Origin of the sequence: Bacillus cereus group sp. MYBK79-1 (assembly GCF_051915365.1) — a bacterium.
In the GTDB taxonomy this organism is placed as follows: domain Bacteria; phylum Bacillota; class Bacilli; order Bacillales; family Bacillaceae_G; genus Bacillus_A.
This window is the reverse complement of sequence record NZ_JBQAEO010000016.1, coordinates 74,838-93,252: the sequence shown is the minus strand read 5'-3', so window position 1 is coordinate 93,252 and position 18,415 is coordinate 74,838. Positions and strand designations below refer to the sequence as shown.

The window sequence follows — 18,415 nt, the reverse complement described above, 5'->3', positions numbered from 1 at the left end:
TTTGGATTAAATCCTTGAACGAGCGTTAACTTTGAATCCTTCGTAAATTTTGTCATAAAAAAACTGCACCCCCAATTGTTAGACTGTGTCTAACAATTGGGGTGCAGTTCAAAAGGTTGGCTTTTTCTATTGTAACAAGTTGTCTTGACATGTGTACATAACCATGAGTTAATGGGAGTATAGAAAGATAAAATGAAACTTTAGTCAGTGGGATGTTATTACCTGCTGAATATCAGCCCTCACCAATCGGGGTGAAAAATTAGATAAAGGGGTTGCTCATATGTACTTGAATCCAAAGCTTTCGTATATGCAGTTCTTTATGGGATTTCTATTTGTTGTTACATTCATGTTGGCAACTTTTAATATATGTTCTTATCTTGTAGCACTTGTATGTATGGCATTACTCAATCTTACTTTTGTTATTGGGGCATTTCAGCAGAAACAATATACAAGCTTTATAATAGCACTTGTAATGTCATTTTCCTTTAGTATTGTAGCGGTTATGCTTTATATAAAATAAACCATCTCGATATCGAGATGGTTTATTTTGTTATATTATGTGTAAAACGTAAAAAAAGGACGAATACATCGTCCTTTTTACCAAAACATACTCGCGCCAGCAAGTAATGTTGTTACAAGCATAGAAATTAGCATTACATAAATCATAACTTTTTGAGCTTTTTTATGCATAGTTATACCTCCTTGCAAATCAGTACAATATCATTGTAACGAGAAATGATATTATGGACAAGGGGAGAGAAATGACAAAATTCGAGAAGTGTGTGTAAAGTATAACAGGAAATTCATATGTATGTAGAGAATATATAATAATGATAGATTATAAGTTTTTTGTTATGCAAGCTGAAGAATGGAGATACGATGATGAAAATATATGAAACAAATCGTTTACATTTAAGGGAAATCGATGAGTCGTATGCTGAAAAAGTTCTTCAATATTACGACAGAAATCGTGAATTTTTAAAAGCTTGGGAAGAGTATAGACCGGATGATTTTTTTACGTTAGATTATCAAAAGAAAAAGTTACAAAAGGATAGAAAAGAGTTTGCAGAAGGTAAAATCATCAGGCTTTGGATTTTTAAAAAGGGTGATGATACGAAAATAATTGGATGTATTTCATTTAATTTAATCGTTCGCGGCATTTATCAATCTTGTGTACTCGGTTATAAATTAGATAAGGCAGAGTTAAACAAAGGTTATACGACAGAAGCGCTTAGAAAAGCGATTCAAGTTGCTTTTGAGGAATTTCAATTACATCGTATAGAAGCACCGATTATGCCGCGAAATTTAGCATCTATACAAGTAGTGACGAAGATAGGCTTTCAATATGAGGGCGTGTCTAGGAAGATGTTAATGGTAAATGGAGTATGGGAAGATCATATGCGCTGGGTATTGTTAAATGAGTAATAGAAAGCAGATGGTTATCTAGACATATAAACCGTCTGTTTTTTGTCTTGTATTTCGAAACTTTTGCGAAATTCTGTTATAATTAATAGTGTTACATACATAATGGTAGTGCAGGAGGCGCAGTCTTATGATTAATCAAGAACGTTTAGTAAATGAATTTATGGAATTAGTACAAGTAGATTCTGAAACGAAATTTGAAGCAGAAATTTGCAAAGTATTAACAAAGAAATTTACAGATTTAGGTGTAGAAGTATTTGAAGATGACACAATGGCTGTTACTGGGCATGGTGCAGGTAACTTAATTTGTACATTACCAGCAACAAAAGATGGTGTTGATACAATTTACTTTACTTCTCATATGGATACAGTAGTTCCTGGTAATGGAATTAAGCCTTCTATTAAAGATGGATATATCGTATCAGATGGTACTACGATTTTAGGTGCGGATGATAAAGCAGGATTAGCATCAATGTTTGAAGCAATTCGTGTTTTAAAAGAAAAAAACATCCCTCATGGTACAATTGAATTTATTATTACAGTTGGAGAAGAATCTGGTCTTGTTGGTGCAAAAGCATTAGATCGTGAGCGCATTACAGCGAAATACGGTTACGCATTAGATAGCGATGGAAAAGTTGGTGAAATCGTTGTTGCAGCTCCAACACAAGCGAAAGTGAATGCAATTATTCGCGGGAAAACAGCTCACGCTGGTGTAGCACCAGAAAAAGGTGTATCCGCAATTACTATCGCAGCGAAAGCAATTGCGAAGATGCCACTTGGTCGTATTGATTCTGAAACTACTGCAAATATTGGACGTTTTGAAGGTGGTACACAAACGAATATCGTTTGCGATCATGTACAAATTTTTGCAGAAGCGCGTTCATTAATCAATGAAAAAATGGAAGTACAAGTTGCGAAAATGAAAGAAGCATTTGAAACAACTGCAAAAGAAATGGGCGGTCACGCAGACGTTGAAGTAAACGTTATGTACCCAGGATTTAAATTTGCTGATGGCGACCACGTTGTAGAGGTTGCAAAACGTGCAGCTGAAAAAATTGGTCGTACACCTTCTCTTCACCAAAGTGGTGGCGGAAGTGATGCAAACGTAATTGCAGGACACGGTATTCCAACAGTTAACTTAGCGGTTGGTTATGAAGAAATTCATACAACAAATGAAAAGATTCCTGTTGAAGAATTAGCGAAAACAGCAGAATTAGTTGTTTCAATTATTGAAGAAGTAGCGAAGTAATATAATAGAAAAAGCGTGTAAATCCATTGTGATTTACACGCTTTTTATTTTGATTCAATTGCTTTTACAAGACGGATAAGCCAATACAAGAAAATCCATGGCAGTATGTAAGTTGTTACTACATGGACTAGCCGAGGGAGGAAACCAGCTATGTTAATATCAAAAATAGGAAGAAGTAAATAATTGATTGCGACAATTAATATAATTACGAGAAACGTATAATTGAGTTTATCAGTTGAATTCATAATAATCACCCCTAATTACAAATATATCCACTTTATTTAAATTATAGCAATGAATATGATAGAAAAGAACAAGTAATTATTATAATTATTGTGCAAAATTTGATATAATAAAAGAACGAACGTTCTGATTAGGGAGTGAGTACTATGCGAGAAATGTATCCGAAAAATGGTCGTGTTATTTTACATGTAGATATGAATTGTTTCTTCGCATCTGTTGAAATTGCTCATGACCCATCATTACAAGGAAAGCCGTTAGCGGTTGCTGGAAATGAAAAAGAAAGAAAAGGAATCATCATAACATGTAGTTATGAGGCGAGGGAATTTGGAATACATACAACGATGCCTCTTTGGGAAGCAAAAAGGTTATGCCCGCAATTAGTTGTAAGGCGTCCTAATTTTACATTATATCGTGAAGCTTCATTTCAAATGTTTCAAATCCTTTCCCGTTTTACGGAAAAAATACAACCAGTCTCTATAGATGAGGGATATTTAGATATTACAGATTGCTACGCACTCGGTTCGCCTCTTGAAATAGCAAAGATGATTCAGCAGGCGTTATTAACAGAGTTACAGCTACCCTGTAGCATTGGAATTGCTCCAAACCTTTTCCTAGCAAAAACAGCTTCTGATATGAAAAAGCCCCTCGGGATTACTGTGCTTCGAAAACGAGATATTCCAGAAATGATTTGGCCACTTCCGGTTGGAGCGATGCATGGAATTGGAGAAAAAACAGCTGAAAAATTAAATGATATTCATATACAAACAATTGAGCAGTTAGCAAAAGGGAACGAACATATCATTCGCGCTAAAATTGGAAAGCATGGTGTTGATTTACAAAGGCGGGCAAAAGGTGTGGATGATAGGGAAGTTGATCCGAGTCAAATGGGACAACATAAAAGTGTCGGTAATTCGATGACTTTTTCAAAGGATATGGATGAAGAGAAAGAATTACTTGATATGTTAGAAAGGCTATCCAAGTCAGTGAGTAAAAGATTACAAAAGCGAACCCTTGTCAGCTATAATATTCAAATTATGATTAAATATCATGATAGGCGGACAGTAACGCGGAGTAAGCAATTGAAAAATGCCATTTGGGAAGAACGAGATATTTTTCAGGCAGCATCTCGTTTATGGAAGCAACATTGGGACGGTGATTCCGTCCGTTTACTAGGTGTTACAGCTACTGAAATAGAGTGGAAGACAGAATCGGTGAAACAATTAGATTTGTTTTCATTTGAAGAAGATGCGAAAGAAGAGCCGCTACTTGCTGTCATTGATCAAATTAATGATAAGTATGGAATGCCGATTTTACAACGAGGTAGTCAATTATTACGTAAGCAAGAAAAGTCTTTTCAGCAAAAATTAGAAAATAAGTTTATGTAGAAGGTGTCATGTAGCTATAAATATGATGACACCTTTTATTTTTAACTTGCTTCTAAATTGAATGAAGTTTTCCACCCAGCTGCAGTAACGCCAGATTCTAATAGCATTCTACTCACTATTTTTTCAATTAAGACTGCTGCATTTGTACTGCAATGTAATGTAGCTTGTATACACACTTTTTGCTTAGAATCTACGTCTTCACTATATAATTCTTTTAAACCGATCCCTTCAGAACTTACCATATGCATAAGTAAAAAACGAATGTGGGCTTCATTTTCTTCTGAGCAAGTAAGAGACAGTAAGTAGTTCGTTTGTTCAGGTGATTCTTCTTTTGATTTCTGATTCATAAAGAGAGCGATTGGGCGAAGTAGTATATTTGCTAGTAAAACGCCAGTTGCACCTAATATAGCTGCAATGAGGAAACCAGCGCCTGTAAGAGTACCAACGGCAGCTGCGCACCATAGAGTAGCTGCCGTATTAAGCCCTCTAATACTAAAACCATCGCGGATAATAACGCCGCCTCCTAAAAAACCAATCCCACTAACGACTTGAGCGGCAATACGTGAGGGGCTAGCATCGTGATCAAGCATGACGGATAATAAAACAAATATACAGGCACCAAGTGATACGAGAGCATTTGTCCGTAGTCCAGCCATCCTGTGTCTCCATTGCCGTTCCATTCCGATGCAAGCACCTACAATAATGGCGATAAATAATCTTAATACAATGTCATACCATACCATCATGGTCACCTCCATACATATAAGTCCATGTTATGTTTTTGAGAATGAGTGGGGACCCGCTCATTCTCATTTTTATCCCCCTATTTGCGGGCTGATGAAAGCTTCACTTTATAACCAGCTATGATATTTTTTAATATAAACTTTTTTTAGGGACTGTGTTAAGAAAGCATAGCCTAATAGTATTCCTATTAACCAAGGGAAGTAGCTAAGTGGTAATGCTTGTAATCCAACGGCTGCTCCGAGTGGTGAGAATGGAATATAAATTCCGATTGCCATAATACAAGCGGTTAATAAAAGAACCGGTATTGACGCAGTACTTTGAATGAACGGAATCTTCTGTGTTCTTATCATGTGAACAATTAAAGTTTGTGTTAGTAATCCAACGACAAACCAACCAGATTGGAATAATGATTGATTGCTAGTTGTATTCGCACCGAAGACGTTCCACATGACTACATATGTGATGATATCAAATATGGAACTAATAGGACCGATACAAATAATGAAGTTCCGTAAGTTCGCAGTATCCCATTTTCTTGGTTTTTCTAAAAACTCTTTATCCATTTTGTCCCATGGAATAGACAGTTGTGAAATATCATAAAGTAAGTTTTGAATTAAAAGGTGAATGGCAAGCATCGGCAAGAAGGGGATGAAAGCACTTGCTACTAACACACTAAATACATTTCCGAAGTTAGAGCTAGCTGTCATTTTAATATATTTTAAAATATTACCAAATGTAGTGCGTCCTTCTAAAATACCTGCTTCTAAAATCGTTAAACTTTTTTCAAGTAAAATAATGTCGGAAGACTCTTTTGCAATATCAGTTGCAGTATCAACACATATGCCAACGTCAGCTTCACGTAACGCTACCGCATCGTTAATGCCATCTCCCATATAACCTACAGTGTGTCCGTTTCCTTGTAATACTTGTATAATGCGAGATTTTTGCATTGGATTTAGTTTAGCAAATACAGTCGTTTCTTCGGCTAATTTTGCTAATGCTTTATCAGGTAAAGAATCAATTTCGTAACCAAGGACAGGCTCACCGATATTTAATCCAACTTCTTTGCAAACTTTTCTTGTCACGATTTCGTTATCACCAGTTAAAATTTTTACTTGTACACCATGTTTCTGTAATGCTTGAATGGCAGTAGCTGCAGATGGTTTCGGTGGATCTAAAAAGCCAATATATCCAGTGAGAATCATATCATTTTCATCTTGTACCGCGTACTCTGTATCATTTATTGGTCTATCTTTTTTATAAGCTACAGCAATAACACGCATACCTTCACTATTTAATGTTTCACTTAGTTGTTTTACATTTGAGCGCATGTCATCGGTAAGAGAAACAACTTTTCCATCTATTTCAGTGTAGTTACAAATAGATAAAATTTCTTCTACTGCCCCTTTACAAACCATTGTATATTCACCTGAAATATCTTTCACGATGACAGACATACGCCGGCGAGCAAAATCAAATGGAATTTCATCTAGTTTTTGAAAAATGGATGGATTAAACTTTTGGTTTTCTTCTGTATGTTTCATAACGGCTTTATCTATTAAATTTTTCAATCCTGTTTGATAGAAGCTATTTAAATAGGCGAAGTGTAATACACGATTACATGTATTACCGTTTGGATCTAAATGCCGGACAAGTACAACTTTATCTTCTGTTAAAGTACCCGTTTTATCGGTACAAAGAATGTTCATAGCACCTAAGTTTTGAATAGAATTCAGTTGTTTTACAATTACTTTCTGTTTAGACATGTTAACGGCACCTTTTGCTAAATTAGCAGTTACAATCATTGGTAACATTTCAGGTGTGAGACCAACAGCAATAGCGATAGCGAAGAAGAAAGCCTCTTGCCAATCCCCTTTTGTAAATCCGTTAATGAGAAGTACGATAGGTGCCATAATAAGCATGAATGTAATTAAGAGCCAGCTTACTTTGTTTACTCCTTTATCAAAACTTGTTTCTACGCGCTTACCAATTACCTTCTTTGCTAAAGAACCGAAATACGTATCGGTACTTGTGGAGATGACAACAGCTTTTGCGCTACCACTTACAATATTTGTACCCATAAAACAAAGGTTTTCCATATCGAGTGGATTGTAATTTTTTTTCGTGTTTTTCGGTAAGATATGTTGATTCTCTGTATGGTAACAGTTTTCGTACTTTTCTACAGGAAGTGCTTCCCCAGTTAAAGAAGACTGATTCACAAATAAATCTTTAGCTGATAAAATACGCACATCAGCCGGAACGATATCACCGGCTGAAAGTGAAATAATATCGCCAGGTACAAGTTCCTCAATTGGAATTTCCGTTGTATTATTTTGCTTTAAATTCATTACGTTTTTTATTTCGTGTACAAATCCATCTATTCTAAAGACGCTCGCCGTTGTTCGAACCATAGCTTTTAACTGATCCGCAGCTTTTTGAGAACGAAATTCTTGTAAAAAGCGAATCGTTGCACTAAGTATTACCATGACAGATACAACGAGGGTTCCTTGTATGTCATTTGTGAAAAAAGAGAGTGCGCCGAGAGCTAATAAAACAAAAATAAACGGATTTTTAAATGCTAATAGAAATTGAACGTACCACGGCAATATTTTATTATGAGCGATTTCATTGGGGCCATATAAAGTAAGTCTACGAGCCGCTTCTTGTTTAGAGAGTCCATCTTCTGTTGTTTCTAAAAGTTGTAACGCCTTTTTTGCACCTTGTGTTGCGACTTCCAGCAATAATTCGTTATTTGTGTTCATACGATCTTGATTGTAAGAATGTTTTGTTTCTTGTCTTTGTAAATTTAACATCGGTAGTTCCTCCTTTTTCATGAAGGAGGAAACAATCTGTTACTCGACTATTTAAAATTAGGAGGAACAGCTTCTTTCCTACCTACATGATGAAATATTAACGTAAAACATATGGGTATCTGGGCCGAATCATCAATTGCCAACTGTTCCTCACCTCCGTACAATTTAGTAGTTTCTGAATATGCTATGTTTGTTTCATAGTAAGGTGCATATAAAAAGACCTTTACTCAAAACGAGTAAAGGTCTGAATTCGCAGTTAAAAGAGTCCACAACAAATACTGTTAGTAAACATAGATAAAAACAGTTTTTGTTTATGACAAAATATACGCACCTCTCCCTCGTTGAGTTTTAGCACTGTATAGCATAGGTACTGAAACCAGCTACGTTAAAAAAGGCCTTCATTCCGACCTTTCCTGTTGACCCATTGGCGTCTCTCGACATTTTTGGGCAGCAGCGTTTCTCTATACAGGAGCCTCACCTAACAGAGACCATATTCTATTACAATTTGAATGTTAGCACTGTGAATTTATAGTGTCAATATCTTTTTTGTCTGTGTTTTTAAAATATTATATAGATTTATAATAGATATTCGAGATGACATACATTATGTCGTTTATAAATAATATGGAGAATAAATCTTTTTATAAGAGGGGAATTTTGTAATGGTACCACAAAAATTTATTATAAATATTGAGAATCAAAAGTGGTTGTTTAATGAGCAGGAAGATTTATGTTCTCACGGAGAAATTTATTTAAATGTGGATGGAACGATTATTACACAAACAGGTATGGATGAGGAATGGGGAATAAGTGAATCAGCTTTGGCTCTGTTACGAACTTTAGATAAAGAATATACTTGTGATATTGAAAATGAAGAGGGGCTTATTTTGCATGGATGTGGCACTATGTTAATGTTAGGATGCCCAATTTCAATTCACTGGACTGTAAATTATATAGGCGAAAACGTGCTTTTAAAAGATTTTGTTAAAGTGATTTCTACTTGTCAAAAAGCTACATACTATGAAGGAATTCATATAGAAGTGAAGGAAAGTGAATATAGAACACAAATTGTTTCTTTTGCACTACAAGCAAAAGAATTATTTAATCACTCAAGTGAAAAGATAATTTTAGATGAGTTCGATCAAAGTATGTATACAGATTTTTGGACGGAATATGATGATTTGCTAAATAAGTATAAATAAAAAAGCACTGATTACAGTGCTTTTTTATTATAGATTATGAGATTGTAGCATTTTCAAAAATAACAATTTCTGAACTGTTTGTTGTTGAAACGCGTTGTGCGTAATAGGTTAAAGCTGAAGAAATATATGTTGGTAACGAATCATTTGTATGTGTTGTTGTATATTCATGGATTAATTCTTTCAAAGTCGTCCATTCTAATTGTGCTGGGTGATCTGACACGAAAGAACTTACCCAGCGATCAAATGAAGATGAAAAATCAGTTTGTAAACGAAATGCTTCTTTCATAATAAAACGCTCCCTTAACATGTAGTATAATTATTTTAACACAAAATACGAACGATATCTAAGTTTTTTGAGTATAACGTTCGTGTTATATAGTTGTCTAGATGATTGGTTATGTAAATTCGATTTGCCATTTGAAATAACATTCCGTAAGATGAAAGGTAGATTATATAAAGAGCTGGAGGAAAGAAAGTGGAATTTGTATTTTTAGGAACTGGTGCAGGTGTTCCTTCGAAAGGAAGGAATGTTTCAGCAATTGCTTTGCAATTGTTAGAAGAACGAGGACAGACTTGGTTATTTGATTGTGGCGAGGCGACGCAACATCAAATATTACATACATCAGTACGCCCACGCCGCATTGAAAAAATATTTATTACGCATTTACATGGTGATCATATTTTTGGTTTGCCTGGTTTATTAGGAAGCCGTTCATTTCAAGGAGGGACTACACCTTTAACAGTGTATGGACCAAAAGGAATTAAACAATTTATTGAAGTGGCATTATCAGTAAGTACGACACATGTAAAATATCCACTTGAAATTGTTGAGATAACAGAAGAAGGTACTGTGTTTGAAGATAATGAATTTCATGTGGAAACGAAAAGATTGTCACATGGTATTGAATGTTTTGGGTATCGTATTATAGAAAAAGATATACAAGGTGCCCTTTTAGTCGATAAATTACTGGAGATGGATGTGAAACCAGGTCCACTCTTTAAACGTTTAAAAGATGGAGAAGTAGTTGAATTAGAAAATGGTACGATACTAAACGGAAAAGATTTTATCGGCCCACCTCAAAAGGGAAGAGTTATTACCATTTTAGGAGATACAAGATATTGTGAAGCGAGTAGAGAGCTAGCACAAGACGCTGACGTACTTGTTCATGAAGCAACTTTCGCGGCAGAAGATGAACAACAAGCGTATGATTATTTCCATTCCACATCTAAGCAAGCTGCGAGTATTGCACTTCAGGCAAATGCAAAACGTTTAATATTGACTCATATTAGTTCTCGTTATCAAGGAGATACATATAAGGAATTATTGAAAGAAGCAAGAGAGTTATTTTCTAATACAGAAATAGCTACGGATTTGAAATCATTTTCAGTTTAAAGGTAATAATGGTATAAAAAAATGGCGACAAGAGGTTGCCATTTTTTTATTTCTAAAAAAAAGGCGACAAGAGGTTGCCATTTTTTTATTTCTAAAAAAAAGGCGACAAGAGGTTGCCATTTTTTTATTTCTAAAAAAAATAAAAATAAAACTGTTATCATTTTATACTTATAGGGGATGAAACAGAAAGTTTTAATGATGTGAAGATATAGGGTGAAAATACATAGTAGCGATTATTTAGAAAAACTGTTATATAAGTCAGACGACATATGAGTGGTACAAATGGTAAAAACAGAGTGTTATTCAGAACTTTTAAAATTCAATAAAAGTAAGCGTTTTATTAAAAACAAGCTATAATGAGGGCAGATTATAATTTATCCCGCGTTAACGGACAGTAAAACTCCCACCTCAAAATTCAGTTGGAGCAAAGAAGTTAGGTGGGAGATCAACTGTCCGTAAACGTCCGATTGGTTCAACTAATAATCAGTGGGGGATGAACAAAACCCCCACTGATTAAAGTTTCACTTTATCCGCTATTTGCGGGCTAATAATCAGTGGGATGGACAAAATCTCTACTAATTAAAGTTTCACTTGTTTATGCTATCCTTGTAAGTGGTTCTGTGTTAAACTTTGGGTTGCTACCGGACTTTATTGTGGATTAGCTTATATTATTTTTAAATGAAGGTAATGCTAAGTTTCTTATTTATTATGGTCACTAGTATTATTTCAGGATATATTGTTTCACTGTTATTCAAAAACGATCCAATTCGTACAGCGGAATAAATTCGTAGTACAACTAGAAAAGCAACCGATTTGGTAGCTTAATAGAATAGTAAAAAATTTTTTCATAGAGGTTTAGGGGGAGTTATGATGAAGTATCGCTCAGTATTTGATATTATTGGTCCAGTTATGATTGGCCCATCAAGTTCACATACAGCAGGCGCAGCAAGAATGGGGCAAGTTGCTCGCCAGCTGTTTCGTCATGAACCAGAAAGAGTAAGCATTTCATTATATGGATCATTTGCAAAGACGTATCGTGGGCATGGTACAGATGTAGCACTGATCGGTGGGATATTAGGGTTTGAAACAGATGACTTACGTATTCCAGAGGCGCTAGACATAGCAAAAGAGCGCGAAATTGAAGTGGAATTCATTGAAGAAGATGCAAATGCACCCCACCCAAATACAGCGAGAATTCGTTTGTATAAAGGTGAAGAAGAAATTGAAGTTGTTGCTTGCTCAATTGGTGGCGGTAAAATTGAAGTTGTAGAATTAAACGGATTCGATCTTCAATTAACAGGCACGAGTCCAGCACTACTTATTGTAAATAACGATCGCTTCGGTGCTATTGCAGCAGTAGCTTCAATCCTTGCGAAACATGAAATTAACATTAGTACAATGAGTGTTTCTCGTAAAGAAAAAGGTAGAAGAGCGCTGATGGTTATTGAAACAGATGAATTATTAGCAGATGAAGTGATTGAAGAAATAAACGCGCAACAAAATATTTGTCAAGTAACTATTATGGAATAATTGCAGGGGGGACACACCATGTTTCGGAACGCAGCGGAACTAGTGGCGCAAGCTAAAGAACAAAATGTAAAAATCGCAGAAATTATGATTCAATGTGAAATGGAAACAAGAAGTATTTCACGTGAAGAAGTAATTGCTGGTATGGAAAAGAACTTAGTTGTGATGGAGCAAGCAGTAGAACGTGGTATTCGCGGTGTGAAATCACCAACTGGTTTAACTGGCGGAGATGCTGTAAAAGTTCAGACGTATATGAATAGCGGAAAAGGCTTATCTGGAGATACGATTTTGGACGCAGTGAGTAAAGCTGTTGCAACAAATGAAGTAAACGCAGCGATGGGAATTATTTGTGCAACACCAACAGCAGGTTCTGCTGGAACAGTGCCAGGTGTACTGTTTGCACTGCAAGAGAAATTACAGCCTACACGTGAAGAAATGATTGAATTCTTATTTACAGCAGGAGCTTTCGGTATGGTTGTTGCGAATAACGCTTGTATTTCTGGCGCGGCAGGAGGTTGCCAAGCTGAAGTAGGTTCAGCAAGTGGAATGGCAGCAGCAGCAGCAGTTGAGATGGCTGGTGGAACACAAGATCAAGCAGCTACAGCGATGGCAATTTCATTAAAGAATATGCTTGGTTTAGTATGTGATCCTGTTGCAGGGCTTGTAGAAGTACCTTGTGTAAAACGTAATGCAGCAGGAGCTGCGAATGCGATGATTTCAGCTGATTTAGCATTAGCTGGCGTAACGAGTACAATTCCATGTGATGAAGTAATTGAGGCGATGTTTAGAATCGGACAAACGATGCCAGTAGCACTTCGTGAAACAGCTGAAGGTGGACTTGCAGCAACACCGACTGGTCGCCGTCTGCAAGAAGAGATTTTTGGGAAGACTAATAACTAAACAATATATGTTTATAAAAAAACGGAGCTCAAGTAAGATTGAGCTCCGTTTTTTATTTTTCTTTTGTTAGTTGTTCTAATGTTTTCCCAAGATTATGTGATCGTTGTGTAGCCTGTGTAATACAAGAAATAAGCGCTTGTTGAAATTTATGTTCTTGTAATACTTCAATACCTGCTTCGGTCGTTCCACCAGGAGAAGTAATTTCCTTTCGCAAAATAGAAGGGTGTTTTTCACTTGCTTTTAGCATCTCAGCAGCACCAATCATCGTTTGAAGAATAAGTGACTTTGCAACATCTTCTTTTAAACCGATTTTTTTTGCAGCTTCTTCCATCGCTTCTACTACGTAATAAATATAAGCAGGCCCACTTCCAGATAATGCAGTGACAGCATGCATATCTTCTTCCTCTACAACAGAGACGAGACCGATCGTTTCAAATAAAGCTATGGCAGTTTGAATATGTTCCGCTGTTGCATGTTTTGAAGGTGAGATAGCAGTAGCTGATTTTAAAATAGCTGCAGATGTATTTGGCATTGCACGAATAATCGGAACGTCTTTTTGAAGTAGGTTTCTAATCGAGTGAGTAGAAACACCTGCTAATAACGAAATAATAAGCAGGTTATTATGTATGTCTTCTTTAAAAGGGGTAAGCGCTTCTGCAACATCCTTCGGTTTCATTGCTAGAAAAAGAATATTTGTATCAGTAAGTAGCTCTTTTTTATTATGCGTACCTTTGACACCGTATTTGTTATGTAGCTCCTGCAACCTTGTCTCGTTAGACCGATTACTTACAGTAATTTGTTCGCCTTTTACAACATTTGCATGTAACAAGCCACCAATAATAGCTTCAGCAATAGAGCCTGCACCGAGAAAGGAAATATTTTGAGTAGACATGATGTTCCTCCTTTAAATTTGGTTAGAAATGCTTATAAATGTACATACATTCGTTTTTTTATAGGAAACACCTCTTTTTATCTGAAAATAATGACAAATATATATAGAAGTTGTAAACTGAAGAAGTATTCATTTTTGAACCGGAAAGAGACAGGGGGGCTAAGCATGACGGCGATTCACCGAATGGAGATTCCTGTGCCATTTGCAGTTGAAACTGTGAATGTGTTTTTAGTTGAGGGGGAGACGTTAACATTAATTGATACAGGGACGAATACAGAAGAGGCAAGAGGTTCGTTAGAAAGGCAATTAGGTGCATTAGGATATGTGATAGAAGATATTGAAACAGTAGTCATTACGCATCATCATGCGGATCATTGTGGGCTTTTAAATATATTTTCTGAGAAAACGAACATTATTGGACACCCTTGGAATGAGCCTTGGATCACGCAAAATCCAGAATTTTTAAAGTGGTATCATGAGTTTTTTAGAGAGACAGCTTTGCAATTTGGTGTTCCAGCAGCATTTTTGAAAGACGAGGCGTTATTGACGACAAAGACACTGAAATATTCTTGTAATAGATCGTTAACGCATACTGTGAGAGAGGGAGATCGTATTGATTCAATGCCTGGATTTACAGTAATTGAAACACCAGGTCATGCTTCTACTCATATTTCATTATATAGAGAATCGGATGGAATACTAATTGGAGGGGATGCTCTCATTAGTCATATTTCTTCGAATCCCATATTAGAACCACCATATGAAGGGCAAACAGAAAGGGCACGCCCGTTATTACAATATAATCAAACGTTAAAGCGTTTAAGTGAAATGAATATTTCACGCATTTTATCAGGACATGGAGAAGACGTTCAAAATGTGAAACAACTTATTGAAACGAGATTACAAAAGCAAGAAACACGTGCGTTTAAAGTGCTTGAGTTATTGAAGGAAAAACCAATGACAGCATTTGAAGTATGTGTAAAACTATTTCCGGTATTATATAAGGAGCAATTGCCACTTACTATTTCAGAAACTGTTGGACAATTAGACTTTTTAGCATATAATCAACAAGTGATGATTGATGAATCTTCGCAACAATTGATTTATTATGCAAAGTAGGTGACAGCAATGACGGGACGTTTACAAAATAAAGTAATCGTCATTACAGGTGCTTCTAGTGGAATTGGAGAGCAAGTTGCAATGCAAGTTGCAGAGCAGGGGGCGACTCCAGTATTAATGGCTAGAACAGAAAAGAAATTAAAAGCGTTAGCAGACAAAATTAAAGAAACTTATAATACGCCTTGCTATTATTATGTATTAGATGTAAGTGAAGAGACGGAAGTACAATCTGTTTTTTCAAAGGTATTACAAGAAGTGGGACGTATTGATATATTAGTAAACAATGCGGGATTTGGTATTTTTAAAACATTTGAAGATGCTTCAATGGATGAAGTGAAAGATATGTTCCAAGTAAATGTATTTGGATTAGTAGCTTGTACGAAAGCGGTACTACCCTATATGGTGAAAAGGAACGAAGGACATATTATTAATATTGCTTCACTTGCTGGAAAAATTGCAACTCCGAAATCGAGTGCGTATGCAGCGACGAAACATGCAGTATTAGGATTTACGAATAGTTTACGCATGGAGTTGTCTAGTACAAATATTTTCGTAACAGCGATTAATCCAGGTCCGATAGATACGAACTTTTTTGAAATAGCTGATCAATCCGGTACATATGTGAAAAATATGGGACGGTATATGTTAAAACCAACATATGTAGCAGAGCAAATCGTAAAATCGATGCAAACGAAAAAGCGTGAAGTAAACTTACCGAAGTGGATGGGCATGGGTCCAAAACTTTATGCACTATTCCCAGGTTTATTTGAGCGTGTTGCAGGCAAATCATTAAGTAAAAAATAGGAGATTTCCATATGGAAATCTCCTATTTTTTTATTTTCCAGTCACATAATCGTAAACGATATCCTCAACTGCCTCGTATACATCAATTTCAGTATTTGAATGAATTATCGTTTGAATATGTTTAACAAGCATTTCCTGATCCTCATTTGACATAGGATTACATTGATATTGTTGAAAACTTTTTATAATCATTTTCTCAATTAATTTCTCATTCATGTTTTCCCCGCCTGTATGTATACATGTATTGTTTCATTGTACTTGAAGTGAAATAAAAAAACTACTATACACTATTTGTGTATAAAAATCCGGTTGTGAATATTGTTTTTCTAATAAAATTAAGTTTTTCAAGTTTAAAAAATTTATAAATATTTAATTGACTCTATAAATATACAATATTATAATCATACTTAATTTAAAGAATCGATATGAGGAGGGGCATATGAAAGTCGCGATTATTGGAGCAACTGGATATGGAGGTATTGAGTTAATTCGGTTATTAGAGCAACATCCATATTTTTCGATAGCATCTCTTCATTCTTTTTCGCAAGTTGGCGAGTGTATAACAAATGTATATCCGCATTTTCAACATGTTCTTGTTCATACGTTACAAGAAATTGATGCGGAGGAAATAGTGAAGGAAGCTGAAATTGTATTTTTGGCAACCCCGGCAGGAGTGTCGGCAGAGTTAACTCCAAAATTATTAGCAGTAGGTTTGAAAGTAATTGACCTATCTGGAGACTTTCGTATGAAAGATCCTTCGACATATGAACAGTGGTATAAAAGGACAGCTGCAAAAGAAGAAGTTCTTAGTGAAGCTGTGTATGGGTTAAGTGAGTGGAAAAGGTCTGAGATTCAAAATGCAAATGTAATTGCAAACCCAGGATGTTTTGCTACAGCCGCATTATTAGCGATATTGCCGTTAGTACGTAGCGGCATGATTGAAGAAGATTCCATTATTATTGATGCGAAATCAGGAGTATCTGGAGCGGGCAAAACGCCAACAACAATGACTCACTTTCCTGAGTTATACGATAACTTGCACATTTATAAAGTAAATGAGCATCAACACGTTCCTGAGATTGAGCAAATGCTTGCAGCGTGGAATAGGGAAACGAAGCCAATCACGTTTAGTACACATTTAATACCGATATCACGGGGGATTATGGTTACACTTTATGCAAAAGTAAAACGAAAAATGGAAATAGAACAACTTCAAAAATTATATGAAGAAACGTATGAACAATCGGCTTTTATTCGAATTCGCACGCAAGGAGAATTTCCAAGTCCGAAAGAAGTAAGGGGCTCAAATTATTGTGATATGGGGATAGCTTACGATGATAGAACAGGAAGGATAACAGTCGTTTCCGTTATTGACAATATGATGAAAGGTGCGGCTGGGCAAGCGATTCAAAATGCAAATATAGTAGCGGGACTAGAAGAAACAACAGGCTTACAACATATGCCGCTTTATCTATAAGGGGGACATGATGATTAAAGTAGATTCTATTACAAAATTAGAAAATGGTTCCATTGTAACGCCAAAAGGCTTTTCGGCAATCGGTACTGTAAATGGTTTGAAAAAAGAAAAAAAGGATTTAGGTGTAATCATTTGTGAAGTGCCAGCGTCATGTGCCGCCGTTTATACAACGAATCAAATACAAGCAGCCCCGTTGCAAGTAACGAAAGAAAGTATAGCGGCTGAGGGGAAATTACAAGCGATTCTCGTCAATAGTGGAAATGCAAATGCTTGTACAGGAATGAAAGGCTTACAAGATGCATACGAGATGCGTGCATTGGGGGCGGAACATTTTGGAGTAAAAGAACATTATGTTGCAGTAGCTTCAACAGGTGTAATTGGTGTTCCTTTACCGATGGATATAATCCGAAAAGGAATTGCAACTCTTATCCCGGCAAAGGAAGTAAGTGAAGCTCATTCTTTTTCTGAAGCGATTTTAACGACGGATCTTCTAACGAAAGAAACGTGCTATGAGATGATGATTGATGGGAAGAAAGTGACGCTTGCTGGTGTTGCGAAAGGTTCAGGGATGATTCATCCGAATATGGCAACGATGCTGAGTTTTATTACAACAGATGCTCATATAGAGCATGACGTATTGCAAACAGCATTATCACAAATAACGAATCATACATTTAATCAAATTACGGTGGATGGAGATACTTCTACGAATGATATGGTCATCGTTATGGCAAGTGGATTATCAGAAACGAAACCAATCAATATGGAACATGCAGATTGGGAAACCTTCGAATTTGCTTTACAGAAGGTATGTGAAGATTTAGCAAAAAAAATTGCACAAGATGGTGAAGGCGCTACGAAGTTAATAGAAGTAAATGTGTTAGGAGCTCGTACGAATGAAGAGGCAAAGAAAATTGCAAAGCAAATAGTCGGTTCGAGTCTTGTGAAAACAGCAATACATGGTGAAGACCCAAATTGGGGGCGAATTATTAGCAGTATGGGACAAAGTGAAGTAACGATTCATCCGAATAAAATTGACATTACTCTTCAATCTATCGCTGTGTTAAAAAATAGTGAACCCCAAATGTTTTCTGAAGAGGAAATGAAAAAGAAATTAAAAGAACATGAAATTATGATTGATGTGTATTTACATTTAGGAGAAGAGACGGGATCGGCTTGGGGCTGTGACTTAAGTTATGAATATGTGAAAATAAACGCTTGTTATCGTACATAAGGAGAGAGAAG

At 36.0% G+C, this 18,415-nt stretch carries 19 protein-coding genes and 1 riboswitch; of the genes, 12 read left to right on the top strand and 7 right to left on the bottom strand.

The genetic code is table 11. From position 1 onward, the window contains the following. Positions 1–280: 280 nt before the first annotated feature. Positions 281–520 carry a DUF3894 domain-containing protein gene (locus ACTFOB_RS21515; RefSeq protein WP_440028854.1) on the top strand — a complete coding sequence of 80 codons (240 nt, stop codon included), beginning with the start codon at positions 281–283 and terminating at the stop codon, positions 518–520. A 77-nt stretch (positions 521–597) separates the two neighbouring features. Here ACTFOB_RS21515 and prli42 read toward each other — a convergent pair whose 3' ends face one another. Then, a complete protein-coding gene (prli42, locus tag ACTFOB_RS21510) occupies positions 598–690 on the bottom strand; it encodes a stressosome-associated protein Prli42 (RefSeq protein ID WP_000549038.1) in 93 nt (30 codons plus the stop codon). A 189-nt stretch (positions 691–879) separates the two neighbouring features. Between prli42 and ACTFOB_RS21505 the strand changes: the two genes are divergently transcribed. After that, complete coding sequence (locus ACTFOB_RS21505; RefSeq protein ID WP_002008488.1) at positions 880–1,425, top strand: GNAT family N-acetyltransferase; 546 nt, start codon at positions 880–882, stop codon at positions 1,423–1,425. A gap of 127 nt (positions 1,426–1,552) precedes the next feature. Next, positions 1,553–2,671 (top strand): tripeptidase T, encoded by a 1,119-nt coding sequence (locus ACTFOB_RS21500; RefSeq protein ID WP_048531011.1) that lies wholly within the window; start codon positions 1,553–1,555, stop codon positions 2,669–2,671. Positions 2,672–2,715: 44 nt separating this feature from the next. Here the strand turns inward: ACTFOB_RS21500 and ACTFOB_RS21495 are convergent, their stop codons facing one another. After that, positions 2,716–2,916 (bottom strand): hypothetical protein, encoded by a 201-nt coding sequence (locus tag ACTFOB_RS21495; protein WP_440028848.1) that lies wholly within the window; start codon positions 2,914–2,916, stop codon positions 2,716–2,718. A gap of 144 nt (positions 2,917–3,060) precedes the next feature. On the opposite strand from ACTFOB_RS21495, the gene ACTFOB_RS21490 reads away from it, so the two are divergent. Continuing rightward, the gene (locus ACTFOB_RS21490; protein ID WP_440028845.1) at positions 3,061–4,299 is read left to right on the top strand and encodes a DNA polymerase IV; all 1,239 of its coding nucleotides are present in this window, start codon (positions 3,061–3,063) and stop codon (positions 4,297–4,299) included. Between the two features lie 41 nt (positions 4,300–4,340). Here the strand turns inward: ACTFOB_RS21490 and ACTFOB_RS21485 are convergent, their stop codons facing one another. Beyond that, a complete protein-coding gene (locus ACTFOB_RS21485) occupies positions 4,341–5,042 on the bottom strand; it encodes an MgtC/SapB family protein (protein ID WP_440028842.1) in 702 nt (233 codons plus the stop codon). A gap of 108 nt (positions 5,043–5,150) precedes the next feature. Continuing rightward, a complete protein-coding gene (gene mgtA / locus ACTFOB_RS21480; RefSeq protein WP_440028839.1) occupies positions 5,151–7,856 on the bottom strand; it encodes a magnesium-translocating P-type ATPase in 2,706 nt (901 codons plus the stop codon). A 325-nt stretch (positions 7,857–8,181) separates the two neighbouring features. After that, a riboswitch (M-box (ykoK) riboswitch) is annotated at positions 8,182–8,349 on the bottom strand. Positions 8,350–8,518: 169 nt separating this feature from the next. Here mgtA and ACTFOB_RS21475 point away from each other — a divergent pair. Continuing rightward, positions 8,519–9,058: a hypothetical protein gene (locus tag ACTFOB_RS21475; protein ID WP_151633036.1), complete on the top strand. Its 540-nt coding sequence runs from the start codon at positions 8,519–8,521 to the stop codon at positions 9,056–9,058. A 34-nt stretch (positions 9,059–9,092) separates the two neighbouring features. On the opposite strand, the gene ACTFOB_RS21470 is transcribed toward ACTFOB_RS21475, so the two are convergent. Continuing rightward, positions 9,093–9,344, bottom strand: coding sequence for a DUF3932 family protein (locus ACTFOB_RS21470; protein WP_000656495.1), 252 nt, complete (start codon positions 9,342–9,344; stop codon positions 9,093–9,095). Between the two features lie 189 nt (positions 9,345–9,533). Between ACTFOB_RS21470 and rnz the strand changes: the two genes are divergently transcribed. From rnz to sdaAA, 3 genes are all read left to right on the top strand, one after another. Continuing rightward, on the top strand, positions 9,534–10,451 hold the full coding sequence (gene rnz / locus ACTFOB_RS21465; protein ID WP_440028836.1) for a ribonuclease Z: 918 nt from the start codon (positions 9,534–9,536) through the stop codon (positions 10,449–10,451). 870 nt (positions 10,452–11,321) lie between these two features. Continuing rightward, positions 11,322–11,981, top strand: a complete 660-nt coding sequence (gene sdaAB, locus ACTFOB_RS21460) for an L-serine ammonia-lyase, iron-sulfur-dependent subunit beta (protein WP_048531003.1) — start codon at positions 11,322–11,324, stop codon at positions 11,979–11,981. Positions 11,982–11,999: 18 nt separating this feature from the next. Then, positions 12,000–12,878, top strand: a complete 879-nt coding sequence (sdaAA, locus tag ACTFOB_RS21455) for an L-serine ammonia-lyase, iron-sulfur-dependent, subunit alpha (protein ID WP_242255199.1) — start codon at positions 12,000–12,002, stop codon at positions 12,876–12,878. 52 nt (positions 12,879–12,930) lie between these two features. Here sdaAA and proI read toward each other — a convergent pair whose 3' ends face one another. Beyond that, complete coding sequence (gene proI / locus ACTFOB_RS21450; RefSeq protein ID WP_440028830.1) at positions 12,931–13,770, bottom strand: pyrroline-5-carboxylate reductase ProI; 840 nt, start codon at positions 13,768–13,770, stop codon at positions 12,931–12,933. A 165-nt stretch (positions 13,771–13,935) separates the two neighbouring features. Between proI and ACTFOB_RS21445 the strand changes: the two genes are divergently transcribed. Both ACTFOB_RS21445 and ACTFOB_RS21440 read left to right on the top strand, forming a co-directional pair. Continuing rightward, entirely contained in the window at positions 13,936–14,889 is a 954-nt protein-coding gene (locus tag ACTFOB_RS21445) for an MBL fold metallo-hydrolase (RefSeq protein WP_440028827.1), read from the top strand. A gap of 9 nt (positions 14,890–14,898) precedes the next feature. Next, entirely contained in the window at positions 14,899–15,693 is a 795-nt protein-coding gene (locus ACTFOB_RS21440) for an SDR family oxidoreductase (RefSeq protein ID WP_440028825.1), read from the top strand. Positions 15,694–15,723: 30 nt separating this feature from the next. Here the strand turns inward: ACTFOB_RS21440 and ACTFOB_RS21435 are convergent, their stop codons facing one another. Next, positions 15,724–15,909 (bottom strand): YqzH family protein, encoded by a 186-nt coding sequence (locus ACTFOB_RS21435; RefSeq protein WP_001003211.1) that lies wholly within the window; start codon positions 15,907–15,909, stop codon positions 15,724–15,726. Between the two features lie 223 nt (positions 15,910–16,132). Between ACTFOB_RS21435 and argC the strand changes: the two genes are divergently transcribed. Both argC and argJ read left to right on the top strand, forming a co-directional pair. Next, complete coding sequence (argC, locus tag ACTFOB_RS21430) at positions 16,133–17,170, top strand: N-acetyl-gamma-glutamyl-phosphate reductase (protein ID WP_440028822.1); 1,038 nt, start codon at positions 16,133–16,135, stop codon at positions 17,168–17,170. Positions 17,171–17,180: 10 nt separating this feature from the next. Continuing rightward, the gene (gene argJ, locus ACTFOB_RS21425) at positions 17,181–18,404 is read left to right on the top strand and encodes a bifunctional glutamate N-acetyltransferase/amino-acid acetyltransferase ArgJ (RefSeq protein WP_440028819.1); all 1,224 of its coding nucleotides are present in this window, start codon (positions 17,181–17,183) and stop codon (positions 18,402–18,404) included. The last annotated feature ends 11 nt before the right edge of the window (positions 18,405–18,415 follow it).